Raw genomic sequence first — 16448 nt, forward strand, 5'->3', positions numbered from 1 at the left:
CGTGGGGCGCAGGCGGGCCTTGCGTCCTGTAGGCTGAAGACGCGCGGAGGCGCGGGAGGAACTGAAATGCCGAGCTACAAGGCGCCCGTCAGGGACATGCAATTCGTGCTGCACGACGTCCTGGGCATTGCACGCTATGCCAACCTGTCCGGCTTCAGCGAGGCAGGCGCCGACGTGGTCGATGCGGTGCTGGAGGAAGGCGCGAAGATCGCGGAGCGCGTGCTTCAGCCGCTCAACCAGCCGGGTGACCAGGAGGGCTGCCATTTCGACAATGGCACGGTGACCACGCCCAAGGGCTTCCGCGAGGCCTATCGCACCTTCGTCGAGGGTGGCTGGCCGTCGCTGACCGCCGATCCCGACTATGGCGGGCAGGGCATGCCGTTCGTCCTGGGCTTTGCCGTCAACGAGATGATGTCGGCCGCCAACATGGCCTTCTCCATGTATCCGGGCCTCAGCCATGGCGCCTACGAGGCGATCCACCAGCATGGGACAGAGGAGCAGAAGAAGCTCTATCTCCCCCACCTGGTCGCCGGCGACTGGACCGGCACCATGAACCTGACCGAGCCGCATTGCGGCACGGACCTGGGCCTGATGCGCACCAAGGCCGAGCCGCAGGCAGACGGGTCCTACCGGATCACGGGTACCAAGATCTTCATCTCGGCCGGCGAGCACGACCTGTCGGACAACATCATCCACCTGGTGTTGGCCCGCATCGTGGGCGGCCCGGCGGGGATCAAGGGCGTCAGCCTGTTCATCGTGCCCAAGTTCATCCCCGATGCCGAAGGCAAGCCGGGCGCGCGCAATTCCCTGGCCGCAGGCTCGATCGAGCACAAGATGGGCATCTGCGCCAATGCCACCTGCGTCATGAACTATGACGGCGCCACCGGCTGGCTGATCGGCGAAGAGCACAAGGGCATGCGCGCCATGTTCACGATGATGAACGCGGCGCGCCTGGGCGTCGGCATTCAGGGCCTGGCTCAGGCCGAGGCCGCCTACCAGAACGGGGCGGCCTATGCCAAGGACCGCATCCAGGGCCGCAGCCTGTCGGGCACCAAGGCGCCGGACAAGGCAGCCGACCCGATCATCGTGCATCCCGACGTGCGCCGCATGCTGATGACCGCCAAGGCCTTCACCGAAGGGGCCCGCGCGCTGGCCTTGTGGACGGGTCTGCGCATCGACCTGGCGCATCGCGATCCCGACACCGGCATCCGCGAGGCGAACGAGGACGTCGTCGCCCTGGTCACCCCCGTGGTCAAGGGCTTCCTCACCGACAAGGGGTTCGAGGTCGCGGTGATGGCCCAGCAGTGCCTGGGCGGCCACGGCTACATCAAGGAATGGGGCCTGGAGCAGTTCGTCCGCGACGCCCGCATCGCCCAGATCTACGAAGGCACCAACGGCGTCCAGGCGCTGGACCTGGTGGGCCGCAAGCTTCCCGCCAATGGCGGCCGCGCGGTGATGGCCCTGTTCGGCGAACTGCACAAGCACATCGCGGAGCGCGAGGGGAACGCCGACCTGGCCCCCCTGCTGCCGCCGTTCAAGGCCGGCGTCGACCGCCTGCAGCAGGGCACGATGTGGCTGATGCAGAACGGCCTGTCCAACCCGGAGAATGCGGGCGCTGCGTCGACCGATTACCTGCACCTGTTCGGTCTGGTGGCGCTTGGCTACATGTGGCTTCAGATGGCCGAGACGGCGCAGGCGAAGCTGAAGGAGGGCACGGGCGACGCCGCGTTCTACGAGGCAAAGCTGGTCACCGCGCGCTTCTTCATGGAGCGGATGCTGCCCGACACGGCAGCCCACCTGGCCAAGCTCGAATCCGGGGCCGCGAACCTGATGGCCCTGGGCGAGGACCAGTTCGGCGCCGCTGCCTGATTTTTTCGCCCATCGAGGGCTGGCTCCAGGGCTGGCCCTCGATTACATGTTTCCTGTAATTCTACCGACCGGACGAACAACGGACACGACCGCAGGTCTTGGCCCGTGTGGCAGGAGGACGAGATGGCTGAAGCGTTCATCTACGACGCGGTGCGTACGCCGCGCGGCAAGGGCAAGAAGGACGGCAAGCTGCACGAGGTGACGGCGCTGCACCTGGCGACGACGGCGCTTCAGGCGATCCGCGACCGCAACAGCCTGGACACGGCCATCGTCGACGACGTGGTGCTGGGCTGCGTCTCGCCCGTGGGCGAGCAGGGCGCCGACATCGCGCGCATCGCGGTGCTGAACGCCGACTATGCCGAGACGACGGCCGGCGTGCAGATCAACCGCTTCTGCGCCAGCGGGCTCGAAGCCTGCAACATGGCCGCCGCCAAGGTGATTTCGGGCGAGGCCGAGATGGCGATCGGCGGCGGGGTCGAGGCGATGTCCCGCGTGCCCATGGGCTCGGACGGTGGCGCCTGGGCCTCTGACCCCAGCATTGCCTACAAGTCCTATTTCACGCCGCAGGGCATCGGCGCCGACCTGATCGCCACCATCGACGGCTTCAGCCGCACCGACGTCGACGCCTTTGCCGTGGAGAGTCAGAAGCGCGCCGCCCGTGCCTGGGCGGAGGGCCGCTTTGCCAGGTCGGTCGTGGCGGTGAAGGACCAGCTGGGCCTGACCCTGCTGGACCGTGACGAGCACATGCGCCCCGACGCCTCGCTCCAGTCGATGGGCAGCCTCAGCCCCAGCTTTGAGAAGCCGGGCGAGATGGCCTTCGACGCTGTGGCACTTCAGCGCTATCCGCAGGTCGAGCGGATCAACCACGTGCATCATGCCGGCAACTCGTCCGGCATCGTCGATGGCGCCAGCGCCGTCCTGTTCGGCAATGCCGAGGCGGGGCGCAAGACGGGCCTGAAGCCGCGGGCCAAGGTCCTGGGCGCCGCCTCCATCGGGTCGGAGCCGTCGATCATGCTGACCGGCCCCAGCTACGTGACCGAGAAGCTGCTGAAGCGCCTTGGCATGAGTGTCGCCGACATCGACCTTTTCGAGCTGAACGAGGCCTTTGCCAGTGTCGTGCTGCGCTACATGAAGGTGCTCAACATCCCGCACGACAAGATCAACGTGAACGGCGGCGCCATCGCCATGGGTCATCCCCTGGGCGCCACCGGCGGCATGATCCTGGGGACCGTGCTGGACGAACTGGAGCGGACGGGCAAGGAAACCGCGCTCGTGACGCTCTGCGTCGGCGCCGGCATGGGCACCGCCACCGTCATCCAGCGCGTCTGACCTTATTTTCCCCCTACGTCCCCCGGCTTGTCCGGGGGACCCATGGCGTGACCGACCCGCAATCGGCACGGTTGGTCCATGGGTGGCCCGGCTAAACCGGGCCACGTAGGGATGGGAAACTGGTCGACCCAACGCCATTCCATCGCGGACAGGGACCATCCACGGGATCGGGGCCGCCCGCGAAGAATAAAATCCGAGGGGAAAACCCATGGCTTACGAGAATTTCAAGGTCGAGATCGACGGCGACGGCATTGCCGTCTTCACCTTCGACGTGCCCGGCCGCTCGATGAACACGCTGACCGCCAGCGTGCTGAAGGACCTGCCGGCGATTGCCGACCAGGTGAAGAACGATCCCGCGATCAAGGGCGCCGTCATCACCGCTGGCAAGCCCTCCGGCTTCTGCGCCGGCGCCGACCTGGGCGAGATGGAGGGCAATGCCGGCGGCGGTTCGGGCGGGCCCGCGTCCGCCGAGGACAAGTTGCGCGCCCAGTTCGAGGGCGTCTATGCGACCAACATGGTGTTCCGCCAGTTGGAGACCTGTGGCAAGCCGGTCGCGGCGGCGATCAACGGCCTGGCGCTGGGCGGCGGCCTGGAAGTCTGCCTGGCGACCCACTACCGCGTCGTCGGCGACAACCCGCGCATCCAGCTGGGCCTGCCCGAGTGCAAGATCGGCCTGCTGCCCGGCGGCGGCGGCACGCAGCGCCTGCCGCGCCTGATCGGCGTGCAGAACGCCCTGCCCCTGCTCCTCCAGGGCAAGCCGATGACGCCTGCCGAGGCGAAGCAGCTGGGTGTCGTTCACGAACTCGTCCCCGCCGGCCAGGAAGTGGCGGCGGCCAAGGCCTGGATCAAGGCCGGCGGCTCCGCCGTGCAGCCCTGGGACCAGAAGAACTTCCGCCAGCCGGGCGGCGCCATCCATGGCGGCAGCCAGGCGATGGTCGTGGCCAATGCCCTGCTGCGCAAGGAGACGTTCGGCAACTTCCCGGCCCAGCGCTACATCCTGTCCTGCGTCTATGAGGGGCTTCAGGTTCCCATCGAGGCCGGCCTGCGGATCGAGGGCCGCTATTTCGTCAAGCTGCTCAACGACCCCCGCGCCAAGGCGATGATTCGCTCCCTGTTCATCGCACCCGGCGAGCTGAACAAGGGCCTGCGCCGGCCCAAGGGGGCTGCCCCCACCGACGTTAAGAAGGTGGGCATCCTGGGTGCGGGCATGATGGGTGCCGGCATCGCCTATGTCTCGGCCCAGGCCGGCATCGACGTCGTCCTGCTCGACACGAGCCTGGAGGCGGCGGAGAAGGGCAAGGCCTACTCGACCGGCCTGCTCGACAAGCAGGTTGCCAAGGGCAAGCTCTCGGCCGAGAAGCGCGACGCCTTCCTGTCGAAGATCAAGGCGACGGCCGACTATGCCGATCTGGCCGGGGTCGACCTGGTGATCGAGGCGGTGTTCGAGAACCGCGACATCAAGGCGGACGTGACGCGCAAGACGGAAGCCGTGGTCGGTGCCGCCACGATCTTCGGCTCCAACACCTCCACCCTGCCGATCAGCGGCCTGGCGGAAGCGAGCCAGCGTCCCGAGCAGTTCATCGGCATCCACTTCTTCTCCCCCGTCGACCGCATGCCGCTGGTCGAGATCATCATGGGCAAGAAGACCAGCGACGCTGCCCTGGCGACCGCCCTCGACTATGTGAAGAAGATCCGCAAGACGCCGATCGTCGTGAACGATGCCCGCGGCTTCTACACCTCGCGCTGCTTCGGCACCTATGTGGGCGAGGGGCTGGAAATGCTGGCAGAGGGGATCGCCCCTGCCATCATCGACAATGTGGGCCGGGCCACCTCCATGCCGCGCGGTCCGCTGGAGCTCAACGACGACGTGGCCCTCGACCTCTCCTACAAGGTGCGGCAGCAGACCAAGGCCGACCTGGGCGATGCCTATGTCGCCTCGCCCGCCGACGCCCTGATCGAGACGATGGTCAATACCCATGGCCGCTTCGGCCGCAAGAACGGCAAGGGCTTCTACGACTATCCCAAGGATGGGAAGAAGGCGCTGTGGCCGGGCCTGTCCGACCTGGTCGCGGTGAAGACGCCGACGGCCGAGCCGGAGGACGTCGAGGAACTGCGCAAGCGCTTCCTCTATCGCCAGGCGGTGGAGGCGGCACGCTGCTTCGCCGAAGGCGTGGTCACGGACGCGCGCGAGGCGGACGTGGGCGCGATCATGGGCTGGGGCTTCGCGCCCTGGACCGGCGGGCCGCTGTCCCTTATCGACATGGTCGGCACGCAGAAGTTCGTCGAGGAATGCGACCGCCTGGCCCAGAAGTACGGCGCCCGCTTCACGCCCCCGCAGCAGCTGCGCGACATGGCTGCCCGGGGCGAGGGCTACTACACCAGGGCCCGCGCTCAGGCCGCGGAATAGGGCGATAGCAGGTCCCGGCGGCATGCCCGCCGGGACCCCGCCCTGGGGCTTTCAGAGTCCTGCCGCCCGCCGCAGGGCCTCGTCCATGCGGACCTGCCAGCCCGGGCCATCGGCTCGGAAGTGGTCCAGCACAACTTTGCTCAACGAACCGTCACCTGCTCCTTGGTGCCTGATCCGGCCGGCCGGCCTGCCTTGGCCCGGACGCGCGCGATCGTCCCGGCATCAGCCGGCCGTGTCCGCCTTGGCGTGTCCGGGTCAGCCTCGGCGGCGGCGGCCAGCCTGACCGCCTCGTCTTCGGACATTGCGTCCAACTGGGCCTGCGCCAACGCACGCAGGCGGATCATCCCAGTATCCTCGGACATATCGCTGACCTCGTGCGGACTGGCTGTTCGGAGTGATATGGCGCGATTGATGCCATCACGCTCGACAAAGATCAGGAAATAGATTCGCAGGTCGAGCGACCCGATCGCCGTCAGCCTGACTTCGCCCTTGTCGTCATCGTCATCAAATTCGATCAACGCCGTGTCCAGGTCGAAGCGTTCGCAGTCGGCAAGTCGACGCCGTGCTTGGCGATGTTGGCCCGGCGCTTCGCTTCGTCCCAGCTCCACACGCCTCAATGGATGTAATATCGCTATGAAAATTATCGTGTCGAGATCCGCCGCTCGACGAGGGCGAATGGCTTCCGTTCAAGCCTGACCAGTTCTATATTCCTGTTTTGTTCCGGGTCGTGGCAAGTGGCAATGTGGTGTCGGGCGGGGGGCATATGGCCGGTGGCGGTGGCGCTGGCGGTCATGATCGGGGGCGGGGCTGCGGGCCTGCACGCCGGCCTGGGCGGTGGGCGCGCTGCCACCCTGGCGGGACCCTACCGGGCGCAGGTCCTGAACGTGGTCGACGGCGACACGATCGAGGTGCGCGTCCTGATCTGGCTGGGGCAGGAGGTGACGACCCTAGTCCGGTTGGAGGGTATCGACACGCCCGAACTGCGCGGCCAGTGCGCCGATGAGCGGACCCGCGCCCATGCGGCGCGCCAGGCGTTGGCCGCCCTGCTCGGCGATGGCGGCGTGGAGCTGAGCGGCGTGCAGATGGACAAGTTCGGCGGCCGCGTGGTGGCCCAGGTCAAGGGGGCGGATGGCCGGGACCTGGCGGCCGCCCTTGTCGCCCAGGGCTATGCCCGGCCCTATGCCGGGGGCCGCCGCCAGCCCTGGTGCGGCTAGCGGCGGTGTGCCGGTTCAGCCCTTGTTGCGGCGGTTGTCGACCAGGTCGCCGACCACGGTCGGGTCGGCCAGGGTCGAGGTATCGCCCAGGTTGCCGTGGTCGTTCTCCGCGATCTTGCGCAGGATGCGGCGCATGATCTTGCCCGAGCGGGTCTTGGGCAGGCCGGGGGCGAACTGGATCTGGTCGGGACTGGCGATCGGGCCGATCTCCTTGCGCACCCAGTTCACCAGCTCCTTGCGCAGCTCCTCGGTCGGGTGCTCGCCCACGTTCAGGGTGACATAGGCATAGATGCCCTGGCCCTTGATGTCGTGGGGATAGCCGACGACCGCCGCCTCCGCCACCTTGGCGTGGGCAACCAGCGCGCTCTCGACCTCGGCCGTGCCCAGGCGGTGGCCGGAGACGTTGATGACGTCGTCCACCCGGCCCGTGATCCAGTAATAGCCGTCGGCATCCCGGCGGCAGCCGTCGCCCGTGAAGTATTTTCCGGGATAGGCCGAGAAGTAGGTCTGCACGAAGCGTTCATGATCGCCATAGACGGTGCGCATCTGGCCCGGCCAGCTGTCGGCCAGGACCAGGTTGCCCGTCGTCTCCCCCTCCAGCACCTTGCCCTCGGCATCGACGACCTGGGGCTGCACGCCGAAGAAGGGCTTCGTCGCCGAACCCGGCTTCAGGGGGGTGGCGCCGGGCAGGGGGCTGATCAGGATGCCGCCCGTCTCCGTCTGCCACCAGGTGTCGACGATGGGGCAGCGGCCATCGCCCACCACGCGGTGGTACCACAGCCAGGCCTCCGGGTTGATCGGCTCGCCCACGCTGCCCAGCAGGCGCAGGCTCGACCGGCTGGTGGTCTTCACCGGGCCCTCGCCCTCGCGCATCAGGGCGCGGATGGCGGTGGGGGCGGTGTAGAAGATCGTCACCTTGTGCTTGTCGATCACCTGCCAGAAGCGGCTGCTGTCGGGCCAGGTCGGGATCCCCTCGAACATCAGCGTCGTGGCGCCGTTGGCGAGCGGGCCATAGAGGATGTAGCTGTGGCCGGTGACCCAGCCCACGTCCGCCGTGCACCAGTAGACGTCGCCGTCGCGATAGTCGAACACGAGCTGGTGCGTCAGCGAGGCATAGGTGATGTAGCCCCCTTGCGTGTGCAGGACGCCCTTGGGCTTACCCGTCGACCCGGACGTGTAGAGGATGAACAGCGGGTCTTCCGCATTCAGCTCGGTCGGCGGGCAGTCGGCCGACACGGTCGCCGACAGGTCGTGGTACCAATGGTCGCGCCCGTCCTTCATCGCGACGGCGCCGCCCGTGCGCTTGACCACGATGACCGAGGTCACGCCGGGGCAATGGTCCAGGGCCGCGTCGGTGTTGACCTTCAGCGGCACGGGACGGCCGCCGCGCAGGCCCTCGTCCGCCGTCACGATGACCTTGGAATCGCAGTCCTGGATGCGGTTGGCCAGCGAATCGGGGGAAAAGCCGCCGAACACGACGGAGTGGATCGCGCCGATCCGGGCGCAGGCCAGGATGGCATAGGCCGCTTCCGGGATCATCGGCAGGTAGATCGTGACGCGGTCGCCCTTCGTGACGCCCTGGCCCTTGAGGACGTTGGCGAAGCGCCCCACCTCCAGCGCCAGTTCGGCATAGGTGATGGCGCGCGATTCGGCCGGGTTGTCGCCTTCCCACAGGATGGCGGTCTGGTTCGCGCGGTGCGGCAGATGGCGGTCGATGCAGTTGGCGGCGACGTTCAGCGTGCCGTCCTCGAACCACCGGATCGACACCTCGCCCGGGCCGAATGTCGTGTTCTTGATCCTGGTCGGCGGCTTGATCCAGTCGATGCGCCGGGCCTGCTCGCGCCAGAACCCCTCCGGATCCCGGATCGACTCCGCATAAAGCCGGTCGTAGTCCGCGGCCCTGATCAGGGCCTTTGCCGCAAATGCTTCCGGTACCGGCAGGACGTCGTCGGCCACGGGACCCTCCCTTTCTGCACTATGTTCTCATTGGCGCTTGTCGTGGATTATCGTCGCCCGCTCAAGGCCGGACAAGCCGCGCCGGAGCATGGCTGCGCTGGCCTGTCCCTGGGACGCCGCGGCCGGCGCAGGAGAACACGCGGATGATGCTGCAGCTGGCGACCTGGCCCGATGTCGAGGCCTATCTGAGGACCCGGCGCGGCGTGATCGTGCCCATCGGCTCGACCGAGCAGCACGGCCCCAACGGGATGATCGGCACCGATGCCATCTGCCCGGAGACGATTGCCCGCGGAGTCTCGGAGCGCGGTGGCGTCCTGGTGGCGCCGACTTTGCCGATCGGCATGGCGCAGCATCACATGTCGTTCCCGGGCTCCATCACGCTGCGGCCGTCGACGCTGATCGCGTTGGTGCAGGACGTGCTGACCTCGCTCGCGCGGCATGGCTTCACCCGCTTCTATTTCCTGAACGGCCATGGCGGCAATGTCGCCACCCTGACTGCCGCGTTCTCGGAATTCTATGCCGGGCACAGCCTGGCCGGCGGGCATGGCGCCAACGACGGCACCCCGGCGCGCTGCCGCCTGCGCAACTGGTGGACCCATCCCGGAGTCGGCCGCATCGCGCGCGAGGCGTTCGGCGGGCGCGAGGGCAGCCATGCGACGCCCAGCGAGATCTCGCTGACCTGGCACGCGCACCCGCAGGCCGCCCGGCCAATGAAGTTCCCCGAAAGCCTGCCGCCGGAGCAGGGCTTCACCGATGCCGCGGATTATCGCCGCCGGCACCCCGACGGGCGCATGGGATCCGACCCCGGCCTTGCCAGCGTCGAGCATGGCACGCGGCTCTACGAATCGGCCGTCACGGAGACCCTGGCCGACTTCGAGCGTTTCGAGGGCGAGGCCTGATCGCAAGGTCCCGCTGATCGTCCCATCGCGCTGCGTCCGGGCACCCACCGGAGCGGCGTCCCCGGCCTTGCGGTCGATGCGCCCTCGTCTCACAGTGAACACTGTTCACGGCGCGAGGGGGCGGGAGATGGTCAGGATCCTGGAGGGCCTGCGGATCGTCGAGGGTGCGGCCTTTGTCGCGGCACCCCTGGCCGGCATGACGCTGGCGCAGATGGGGGCCGACGTGATCCGCTTCGACCGCATCCGGGGCGGCCTGGACAATGCGCGCTGGCCGGTGACGGACAAGGGTCGCTCGCTCTTCTGGGCGGGGCTGAACAAGGGCAAGCGCTCGATCGCCGTCGACATGGCGACCCCGCGCGGGCAGGAGGTGGTCACGCGCCTGATCTGTGCGCCGGGGCCGCAGGCCGGCATCTACCTGACCAACCTGCGGGTGCGCGGATGGATGGACTATGACGCGCTGAAGCTGCATCGCGAGGACCTGATCATGATGTCGATCAAGGGCGATCGCGCCGGCGGCCCGCAGGTCGACTACACGGTCAATCCCGCCGTCGGCTTTCCGGCGGCGACAGGGCCCGAAGGTTCCGATGCACCGGTGGGGCATGTGCTGCCGGCCTGGGACTGCATCACGGGGCAGCAGGCGGCGCTGGGCATCCTGGCGGCCGAGCGGCACCGCCGCCTGACCGGGCAGGGCCAGCTGGTCGAACTGGCGCTCAAGGACATGGCGCTGGCCATGCTTGGCAATCTCGGCATCATCGGCGAGGTCACGATCAACGGCTTTGACCGGCCCAAGATGGGCAATTCGCTGTATGGCGCCTATGCCCAGGACTTCCTGTGCCGCGATGGCGCCCGCGTCATCGTGGTCGCCCTGACGAACCGCCAGTGGGACAACCTGCAGGCCGCGACGTTCACCAAGGCGGATTTCGACGCCCTGGCGCGCCGCCTCGATTCCGACCTCAACCTGGAGGGCGAGCGCTTCCGGCATCGCGCGGCGATCACCGCCGTCCTGGCGCCGTTCTTCGCCGCCCGCGCCGTCGACGAGTTCGCCAAGGCCTTCGACAAGGCAGGCGTCACCTGGTCGCGCTATCGCACCTTCCGCGAAACGGTCGAGCAGGATCCCGACTGTTCGACCGACAACCCGATGTTCTCGCTGCTCGACCATCCCGGGATCGGCGCCTATCTCACGCCCGGGAATCCGATCGCATTTTCTGGCGTGGAGCGCATCGCGCCGACACGCGCGCCGGCCCTGGGGGAGAACACGGACGAAATCCTGACCGAGATCGGCTACAGCGACGGGGAGATCGCGGGCCTGCACGACGCCAAGATCGTCGCCGGGGCCAGCATCTAGGCCCACAGCATCCGGGCCTGGCATCGAGGCTCCGACATCCAGGCCGTGAACGGCCCGGTGCGGGTGAGGTCAGACGCGCAGGCCCCCCATCTTCGCGATGCGATCCCAGGCGTCCTTCTCCAGCGCCATGACCGACAGGCGCGACTGGCGCACCAGGGCGATGCCGGCCAGTTCGGGCGTGGCCTTGATGTCGGCCAGGCTGACCGGCCGGGGCAGGGGCTTCACGGCCTTGAGGTCGACCAGGCCGAACTTGCCCGTCTCGTCCGACGGGTCGGGATACCATTCGCGGGCCACCTCGACGATGCCGACCACGGCCTTCTGCTCGTTCGAGTGGTAGAAGAAGGCCCGGTCGCCCTTGCGCATGGCGCGCATGTGGGCGGCGGCCTGGTGGTTGCGCACGCCGTTCCAGTGTGTGGTCCCGTCGCGCACCTGGTCGTCCCAGGACCAGACCGACGGCTCGCTCTTGACCAGGAAGTACTGCCGCTCGCGCTTCTGCGTGGCCATTCCCTGCGCCCCCGGCTCAGGCCTTGTAGATCTTGGCGCGGATGCCGTGGATCGTGACCGACCCGAACAGGCCCGCCTTGGCATAGGGATCGTTGGCCGAGAAGGCTTCGGCCGCGGCGCGGTCGGCGACGTCCAGGACCAGCACGCTGCCCACCATCGTCTCGCCGTCATCCGCCAGAAGCGGCCCCGCCATCACCAGCTTGTCCTGATTGGCGGCGATGTAGTCCAGGTGCGCCGGCCGCGTCGCCATGCGCAGCGAAAGGCTGTCGGGCTTGTCATGGCAGGTCAGGATGAAGTGGCTCAACGGATGTCCTCTCTTGCCGGAGTGCAGCCCCGGTGCGTGATACCGGGGGAACCAAACAGTGAATATCGACTTGATGGTTCAGTCTTCAGATGCTACGTCTATACCCGGGATGAAGCGCCACGAACAGATCCGCGAAGCGATTATCGACGCTGCCAAGCAGCGGTTGACCCGCTACGGCTACAACAAGACGACGATGGCGGAGCTCGCCGGCGACTGCAACATGTCGGCCGGCAACCTGTACCGCTACTTCGTCTCGAAGGTCGACATCGCCGAGGCGCTGGCCCGCGACAGCTTTGCCAAGACGACCGACGCGCTGCGCCCGATCGTGCGGCAGCAGGGCCTGACCGCCGCCGACCGGCTGGAGGCCTTCATCCTCAAGCAGCTGGACGTCACCTACAAGTCGCTGGAGCACGACCGCCACGCCGTCGAGATCGCCGAGCTGATCACGCGCGAGCGGCCCCATGTCAGCAATGACAACCTGGCCCAGAAGCGGTCCCTGATCGCCGAGATCCTGGCCTTGGGCAATGCCTCGGGCGAGTTCGACGTCGACGATGTCAGCTTCGTGGCCGAGATGATCCAGGCCGCGACGACCAAGTTCAGCTATCCCCAACTGTTCAGCACGCTGCCCCTGGCCGACCTGGAGCGGGAGGCGCGCGGCGTCTGCCGCCTGCTCGTCACCGGACTGCGCCGCGCGCCCCGGCCGGCCTGAGGCGGCGCGCCCTCCAGGCGAATCAGGCCGTCGGGCGCCGCTTGGAATAGACCAGTAGGACCACGGCACCTTCCTCGCTGCCGGCGATGTGGTCCTCGAACGCGGGCCGGACGATGAAGCCGCCGGCGCGGATCGTCCCGTTCTGGTCGTAGAACGAACCCGACAGGACAAGCACCTGCTCCTGCTGGTCATGGGCATGGGCCCCGGCATAGGCGCCGGCATCGACCTTCATCAGCAGCGTGCTCTCGCCATGCTCGGGATCGTCGAGCAGCGGCTTGATCCAGAAGCCGGGTGTCTCCGTCTCGATCCAGGGCTGCGCCTCGGCATCGTGGTAGAGCGAGGCGAGGACAGGCGGCGGCAGTCCGGCCGACGGCGGCGGCGCGCCCGGGCTGGGGTCGGTCTTGGCGTCGAACATGGGGCCTCCGCGGGGCTTTGCTGCAGTGCAGTCTAGCGCCGAACGCACGACTTGGCGTGCCTGTCTTTGACCCGGTTCGGTTGACAGGCTGAACCCATGGTTACAGGCTGCCCCGAATTCCCCCACTCCAGCGTGTCGAGGCGTCCCCGTGTCCAAGGACTTCATGAACTATCCGGGCATGGTCCAGGACGCGCTGCGCGGCGTGGTGCGCCAGACCCTGGTGCGCGTGGCCAAGGGCGGCCTGCCCGGCAATCACCATCTGTACCTGGCCTTTCGCACCGGTCATCCGGGCGTGCAGATCAGTGACGACCTGCGGGCCCGCTATCCGGGCGAGATGACGATCGTCCTGCAGCACCAGTTCTGGGACCTGATCGTGCGCGACACGGAGTTCGAGGTCAGCCTGAGCTTCAACAAGATCATGGAGAAGCTGCTGATCCCGTTCTCGGCCCTGACCGGCTTCTTTGACCCCAGCGTCCAGTTCGGGCTTCAGTTCCAGCCCGAATCGGCCACGGGCGAGCGGGAGGAGGCGCCGGCCCCGGCGCCCGCGGTCGCCGACAGGCGCGACGAGGCCCAGCCCGCCGCGCCAACGGGCGAGCCCGAGGCCGGCAAGGTCGTGACCCTGGACGCCTTCCGCAAGAAATCCTGAACCGGGCCCTGGGCGGCGCCCGGTCCCCCGGCGCAAGTCGCCCCTGGCGGAGGCGGCGCGGGCACGGCAGTCTGCCGCCGGAGATGGCGCAGCACAGCGCCACAGGACCGGAGGGAAAGACCCATGACCACTTCGCCCAAGCCCGATTCGGTGGGCTTCGACGCCGGTCGCCTGGACCGCGTCGTCCAGGCGATTTCCGCCGACATCGCGGCGGAACGCTATGACGGGGCGGAGATCATCGTCGCCCGCCACGGGACGGTGGTGCTGCACGAGGCGATCGGCTTTGCCGACCGCGCCAATGAGCGGCCGCTGGACAAGTCCGACTGCTTCTACTCGATGTCGATCTCCAAGCAGTTCGTGAACCTGACGGTACTGCAGCGGATCGAACGCGGCGAACTGGCCTTCACCACCCGCGTGGCCGACGTCATCCCGGAATACGGGCAGAAGGGCAAGGGCCGCACCACGATCGCGGACCTGATCGTGCACACGGCGGGCCTGCCGTTCGGCGTCCCGCCTATGCCGCCCGAACTGATGGGCAGCCTGGAGGCCGTGGTGGCGGCCACCTGCGCCCTGACGCCGGCCACCACGCCGGGCACCCAGGTCAGCTATTCGGCGGTCGTCGCCCATGCCGTCCTGGCCGAGGTGGTGCGGCGGCTCGACGGCGGCAACCGCACCTATCGCCGGTTGCTGGCGGACGAGGTGTTCGAGCCGCTGGGCATGACCGATAGCAGCCTGGGCGCGCGGCCCGACCTGATGGCGCGGCGCGTGCCGATGGTGGTGCGCGACCGCACCCCCGGCATGTTCGATCCCGACCTGATGGAGGCGTTCAATGTCCTGCTGACGGAGGAGACGGAGATCCCCGCCGGCGGCTGCCTGACGACGGCGAGTGACGTCTTCCGCTTTGCCGAGGCGATGCGGCGCGGCGGCGAATTGGACGGCGTGCGCGTCGTAGGCCCCGCGCTGGTCCGCGCCGCCACCACCAATGTCACCGGCACGCGCCCCAACGCGATGTGGACCTATGCCCAGGACCTGGCCGGCTGGCCCGAGATTCCGGCCAATCTGGGCCTTGGCTTCTTCCTGCGGGGGGAGGGGATCTTCCCCCACTGGTTCGGGACGCTGTGCTCGCCGGGCACGTTCGGGGGCGCCGGCGCCGGCTCCAACGTATTCTGGGTCGACCCGGTCAGCGAGGTCACCTTCGTGTTCCTGTCCGCTGGCCTGCTGGAGGAGACGCGCAACGTTGCCCGCACGCAGCGGCTGTCGGACATGGTCCAGGCCAGCCTGATCCATTGAGCGACCCGGCCCCAGCCCCGCCAGAGGGCGCCCGCGGCGTCTTCTGGCGGATGGCGGCGGTCTATGCCTTCGCCTTCAGCCAGATGGGCGTCTTTGTGCCCTATTGGCCGCTGTGGCTCGCCGATCGGGGCCTGGGTGCCGACGAACTGTCACTGGTGATCGCGGCGGGCATGGTCGTGCGGACCGTGGTCACGCCGGCCTGGGGCCGCCTGGCCGATGCGCGGGGCGAGCGGCGCCGCCTGCTGATGCTGCTTTACTGGCTGGCCTTTGGCTCTGTGCTGCTGTTCGTGCCGGCTCATGGCTTCTGGCCCCTGCTGGCGGCCAGCCTGGCATGGTCGGCGCTGGTCCCGGCGCAGATGGCGCTGACCGACAATGTGGGCGTGCTGGCGTCCTATCAGTACCGGCTGGACTATGGCCGCATCCGGCTGTGGGGCTCGCTCTCGTTCATCGCGGCCACCCTGGCGGCAGGGCCGCTGATCGGGCTGTGGGGGCCGCAGGCGGTCCTGTGGGCGATGCTGGCCTGCTTCGCGCTGGCCGCCCTCAGCGCCGGCCTGCTGCCCGACCTGCGCACGCCGCGGGCGGCGCGCCCGCAGGGCGCCGTGCTGCACCTGCTGCGCCAGCCGGTCTTCCTGGTGTTCCTGGCGGCGACGCTGCTGATCAATGGCAGCCATGCCCTGTACTACGCCTTTGCCGCGCTGTACTGGCGCGGCACCGGCCTGTCGGAAACGACGATCGGCATCCTGTGGAGCCTGGGCGTGGTCGCGGAGGTCTGCGTCTTTGCGGCATCCGGCTGGATCACCGCCCGCGTCGGGCCGGCGCGGCTGATCCTGCTGGGCGGACTGGCCTGCGCCATCCGCTGGTCGGCCCTGGCCTTCACGACCGAGGTGCCGGTGATCGCCCTGGTCCAGGTCCTGCACGCCCTGACCTTTGGCGCGGCGCACCTGGGGGCCATGCACTTCCTGGCGCGCTGGGCCCCGCTCGAATTCTCGGCGACGGCGCTCGGCCTCTATTCGGCGGCGGTCACGCTGGGCACCGCCCTGATCGCGGCCCCGTCGGGCACGCTCTATTCCGCGGCGGGCGGCCATGCCTTCCTGGTGATGGCGGGGCTCGGCGCCGTGGCGGTGCTGTGCGCGCTGGTCCTGACCCGCCTGTGGCGGGGCGAGCGGCTTGCCGCCGCCTGAGGCGCCCGCCTCTGCCGCGTCGAGTCGCGCCTAGTAGACGCCGCCGCTGACCTGGCAGCGATTATAGGCGTCCCAGCCGACGACCAGGCTGCCGCTGTCGCCCATCGCGCGGTAGCCCCGGGTCACGCAGGTCTGGCCCCCGGCATAGAACAGGATCGCCGTTCCCGCCAGCAGCACGACCGCCAGGGTCAGCAGGAACAACTTCATGATCTTGTTGATGTCCATGGACGATGGCCCCCCGCAGCGCCTGTGCGATTACTACACAAAGCCCAGGCCGCGCACCAGCATGGGCCGTGATCGAAAGCGCCGCGTCGCCACCCGGTTCCGCGGCGCCGGGCCGGCCCGTAGACACCATACGCATTCCGCTGGTACGGACCATT

General features: G+C 68.4%; 17 protein-coding genes. 10 read left to right on the top strand and 7 right to left on the bottom strand.

Features of this window, described 5'->3' with window-relative positions; all coding sequences use genetic code 11:
• Positions 1 to 66: 66 nt before the first annotated feature.
• The 3 genes from ACI6GS_RS10570 (at position 67) to ACI6GS_RS10580 (ending at position 5605) form a co-directional block, all read left to right on the top strand.
• Positions 67 to 1869, top strand: coding sequence for an acyl-CoA dehydrogenase C-terminal domain-containing protein (locus ACI6GS_RS10570; RefSeq protein WP_439817760.1), 1803 nt, complete (start codon positions 67 to 69; stop codon positions 1867 to 1869).
• A 123-nt stretch (positions 1870 to 1992) separates the two neighbouring features.
• Positions 1993 to 3198 (top strand): acetyl-CoA C-acetyltransferase, encoded by a 1206-nt coding sequence (locus ACI6GS_RS10575; RefSeq protein WP_439817761.1) that lies wholly within the window; start codon positions 1993 to 1995, stop codon positions 3196 to 3198.
• Positions 3199 to 3406: 208 nt separating this feature from the next.
• Complete coding sequence (locus ACI6GS_RS10580; RefSeq protein ID WP_439817762.1) at positions 3407 to 5605, top strand: 3-hydroxyacyl-CoA dehydrogenase NAD-binding domain-containing protein; 2199 nt, start codon at positions 3407 to 3409, stop codon at positions 5603 to 5605.
• 51 nt (positions 5606 to 5656) lie between these two features.
• Here ACI6GS_RS10580 and ACI6GS_RS10585 read toward each other — a convergent pair whose 3' ends face one another.
• Both ACI6GS_RS10585 and ACI6GS_RS10590 read right to left on the bottom strand, forming a co-directional pair.
• Entirely contained in the window at positions 5657 to 5737 is an 81-nt protein-coding gene (locus ACI6GS_RS10585; RefSeq protein ID WP_439817953.1) for a BrnA antitoxin family protein, read from the bottom strand.
• Positions 5738 to 5745: 8 nt separating this feature from the next.
• On the bottom strand, positions 5746 to 6213 hold the full coding sequence (locus ACI6GS_RS10590) for a BrnT family toxin (protein WP_439817763.1): 468 nt from the start codon (positions 6211 to 6213) through the stop codon (positions 5746 to 5748).
• A 162-nt stretch (positions 6214 to 6375) separates the two neighbouring features.
• Here ACI6GS_RS10590 and ACI6GS_RS10595 point away from each other — a divergent pair, with 162 nt between their 5' ends.
• Positions 6376 to 6819, top strand: a complete 444-nt coding sequence (locus ACI6GS_RS10595; protein WP_439817764.1) for a thermonuclease family protein — start codon at positions 6376 to 6378, stop codon at positions 6817 to 6819.
• Positions 6820 to 6834: 15 nt separating this feature from the next.
• On the opposite strand, the gene acs is transcribed toward ACI6GS_RS10595, so the two are convergent.
• Complete coding sequence (gene acs / locus ACI6GS_RS10600) at positions 6835 to 8775, bottom strand: acetate--CoA ligase (RefSeq protein ID WP_439817765.1); 1941 nt, start codon at positions 8773 to 8775, stop codon at positions 6835 to 6837.
• Between the two features lie 143 nt (positions 8776 to 8918).
• Between acs and ACI6GS_RS10605 the strand changes: the two genes are divergently transcribed.
• Positions 8919 to 9674 carry a creatininase family protein gene (locus ACI6GS_RS10605; protein ID WP_439817766.1) on the top strand — a complete coding sequence of 252 codons (756 nt, stop codon included), beginning with the start codon at positions 8919 to 8921 and terminating at the stop codon, positions 9672 to 9674.
• Positions 9675 to 9801: 127 nt separating this feature from the next.
• The gene (locus tag ACI6GS_RS10610; protein WP_439817767.1) at positions 9802 to 11019 is read left to right on the top strand and encodes a CoA transferase; all 1218 of its coding nucleotides are present in this window, start codon (positions 9802 to 9804) and stop codon (positions 11017 to 11019) included.
• Positions 11020 to 11088: 69 nt separating this feature from the next.
• Here ACI6GS_RS10610 and ACI6GS_RS10615 read toward each other — a convergent pair whose 3' ends face one another.
• Together ACI6GS_RS10615 and ACI6GS_RS10620 are read right to left on the bottom strand one after the other, a co-directional pair.
• Positions 11089 to 11523, bottom strand: coding sequence for an EVE domain-containing protein (locus ACI6GS_RS10615; RefSeq protein WP_439817768.1), 435 nt, complete (start codon positions 11521 to 11523; stop codon positions 11089 to 11091).
• A 16-nt stretch (positions 11524 to 11539) separates the two neighbouring features.
• The gene (locus ACI6GS_RS10620; RefSeq protein WP_439817769.1) at positions 11540 to 11827 is read right to left on the bottom strand and encodes a YciI family protein; all 288 of its coding nucleotides are present in this window, start codon (positions 11825 to 11827) and stop codon (positions 11540 to 11542) included.
• A gap of 109 nt (positions 11828 to 11936) precedes the next feature.
• On the opposite strand from ACI6GS_RS10620, the gene ACI6GS_RS10625 reads away from it, so the two are divergent.
• The gene (locus ACI6GS_RS10625; protein ID WP_439817770.1) at positions 11937 to 12536 is read left to right on the top strand and encodes a TetR/AcrR family transcriptional regulator; all 600 of its coding nucleotides are present in this window, start codon (positions 11937 to 11939) and stop codon (positions 12534 to 12536) included.
• Positions 12537 to 12558: 22 nt separating this feature from the next.
• Here the strand turns inward: ACI6GS_RS10625 and ACI6GS_RS10630 are convergent, their stop codons facing one another.
• Positions 12559 to 12951 carry a cupin domain-containing protein gene (locus ACI6GS_RS10630; protein WP_439817771.1) on the bottom strand — a complete coding sequence of 131 codons (393 nt, stop codon included), beginning with the start codon at positions 12949 to 12951 and terminating at the stop codon, positions 12559 to 12561.
• 148 nt (positions 12952 to 13099) lie between these two features.
• Between ACI6GS_RS10630 and ACI6GS_RS10635 the strand changes: the two genes are divergently transcribed.
• From ACI6GS_RS10635 to ACI6GS_RS10645, 3 genes are all read left to right on the top strand, one after another.
• Entirely contained in the window at positions 13100 to 13597 is a 498-nt protein-coding gene (locus ACI6GS_RS10635; RefSeq protein ID WP_439817772.1) for an SspB family protein, read from the top strand.
• Positions 13598 to 13720: 123 nt separating this feature from the next.
• The gene (locus ACI6GS_RS10640; protein WP_439817773.1) at positions 13721 to 14887 is read left to right on the top strand and encodes a serine hydrolase domain-containing protein; all 1167 of its coding nucleotides are present in this window, start codon (positions 13721 to 13723) and stop codon (positions 14885 to 14887) included.
• A complete protein-coding gene (locus ACI6GS_RS10645; RefSeq protein WP_439817774.1) occupies positions 14884 to 16068 on the top strand; it encodes an MFS transporter in 1185 nt (394 codons plus the stop codon). Before ACI6GS_RS10640 ends, ACI6GS_RS10645 begins: the two co-directional genes overlap by 4 nt.
• Positions 16069 to 16098: 30 nt before the next feature.
• Here the strand turns inward: ACI6GS_RS10645 and ACI6GS_RS10650 are convergent, their stop codons facing one another.
• The gene (locus tag ACI6GS_RS10650; RefSeq protein WP_439817775.1) at positions 16099 to 16293 is read right to left on the bottom strand and encodes a hypothetical protein; all 195 of its coding nucleotides are present in this window, start codon (positions 16291 to 16293) and stop codon (positions 16099 to 16101) included.
• Positions 16294 to 16448 lie beyond the last annotated feature (155 nt).

Origin of the sequence: Zavarzinia sp. CC-PAN008, from assembly GCF_051903925.1 — a bacterium.
In the GTDB taxonomy this organism is placed as follows: Bacteria; Pseudomonadota; Alphaproteobacteria; order Zavarziniales; family Zavarziniaceae.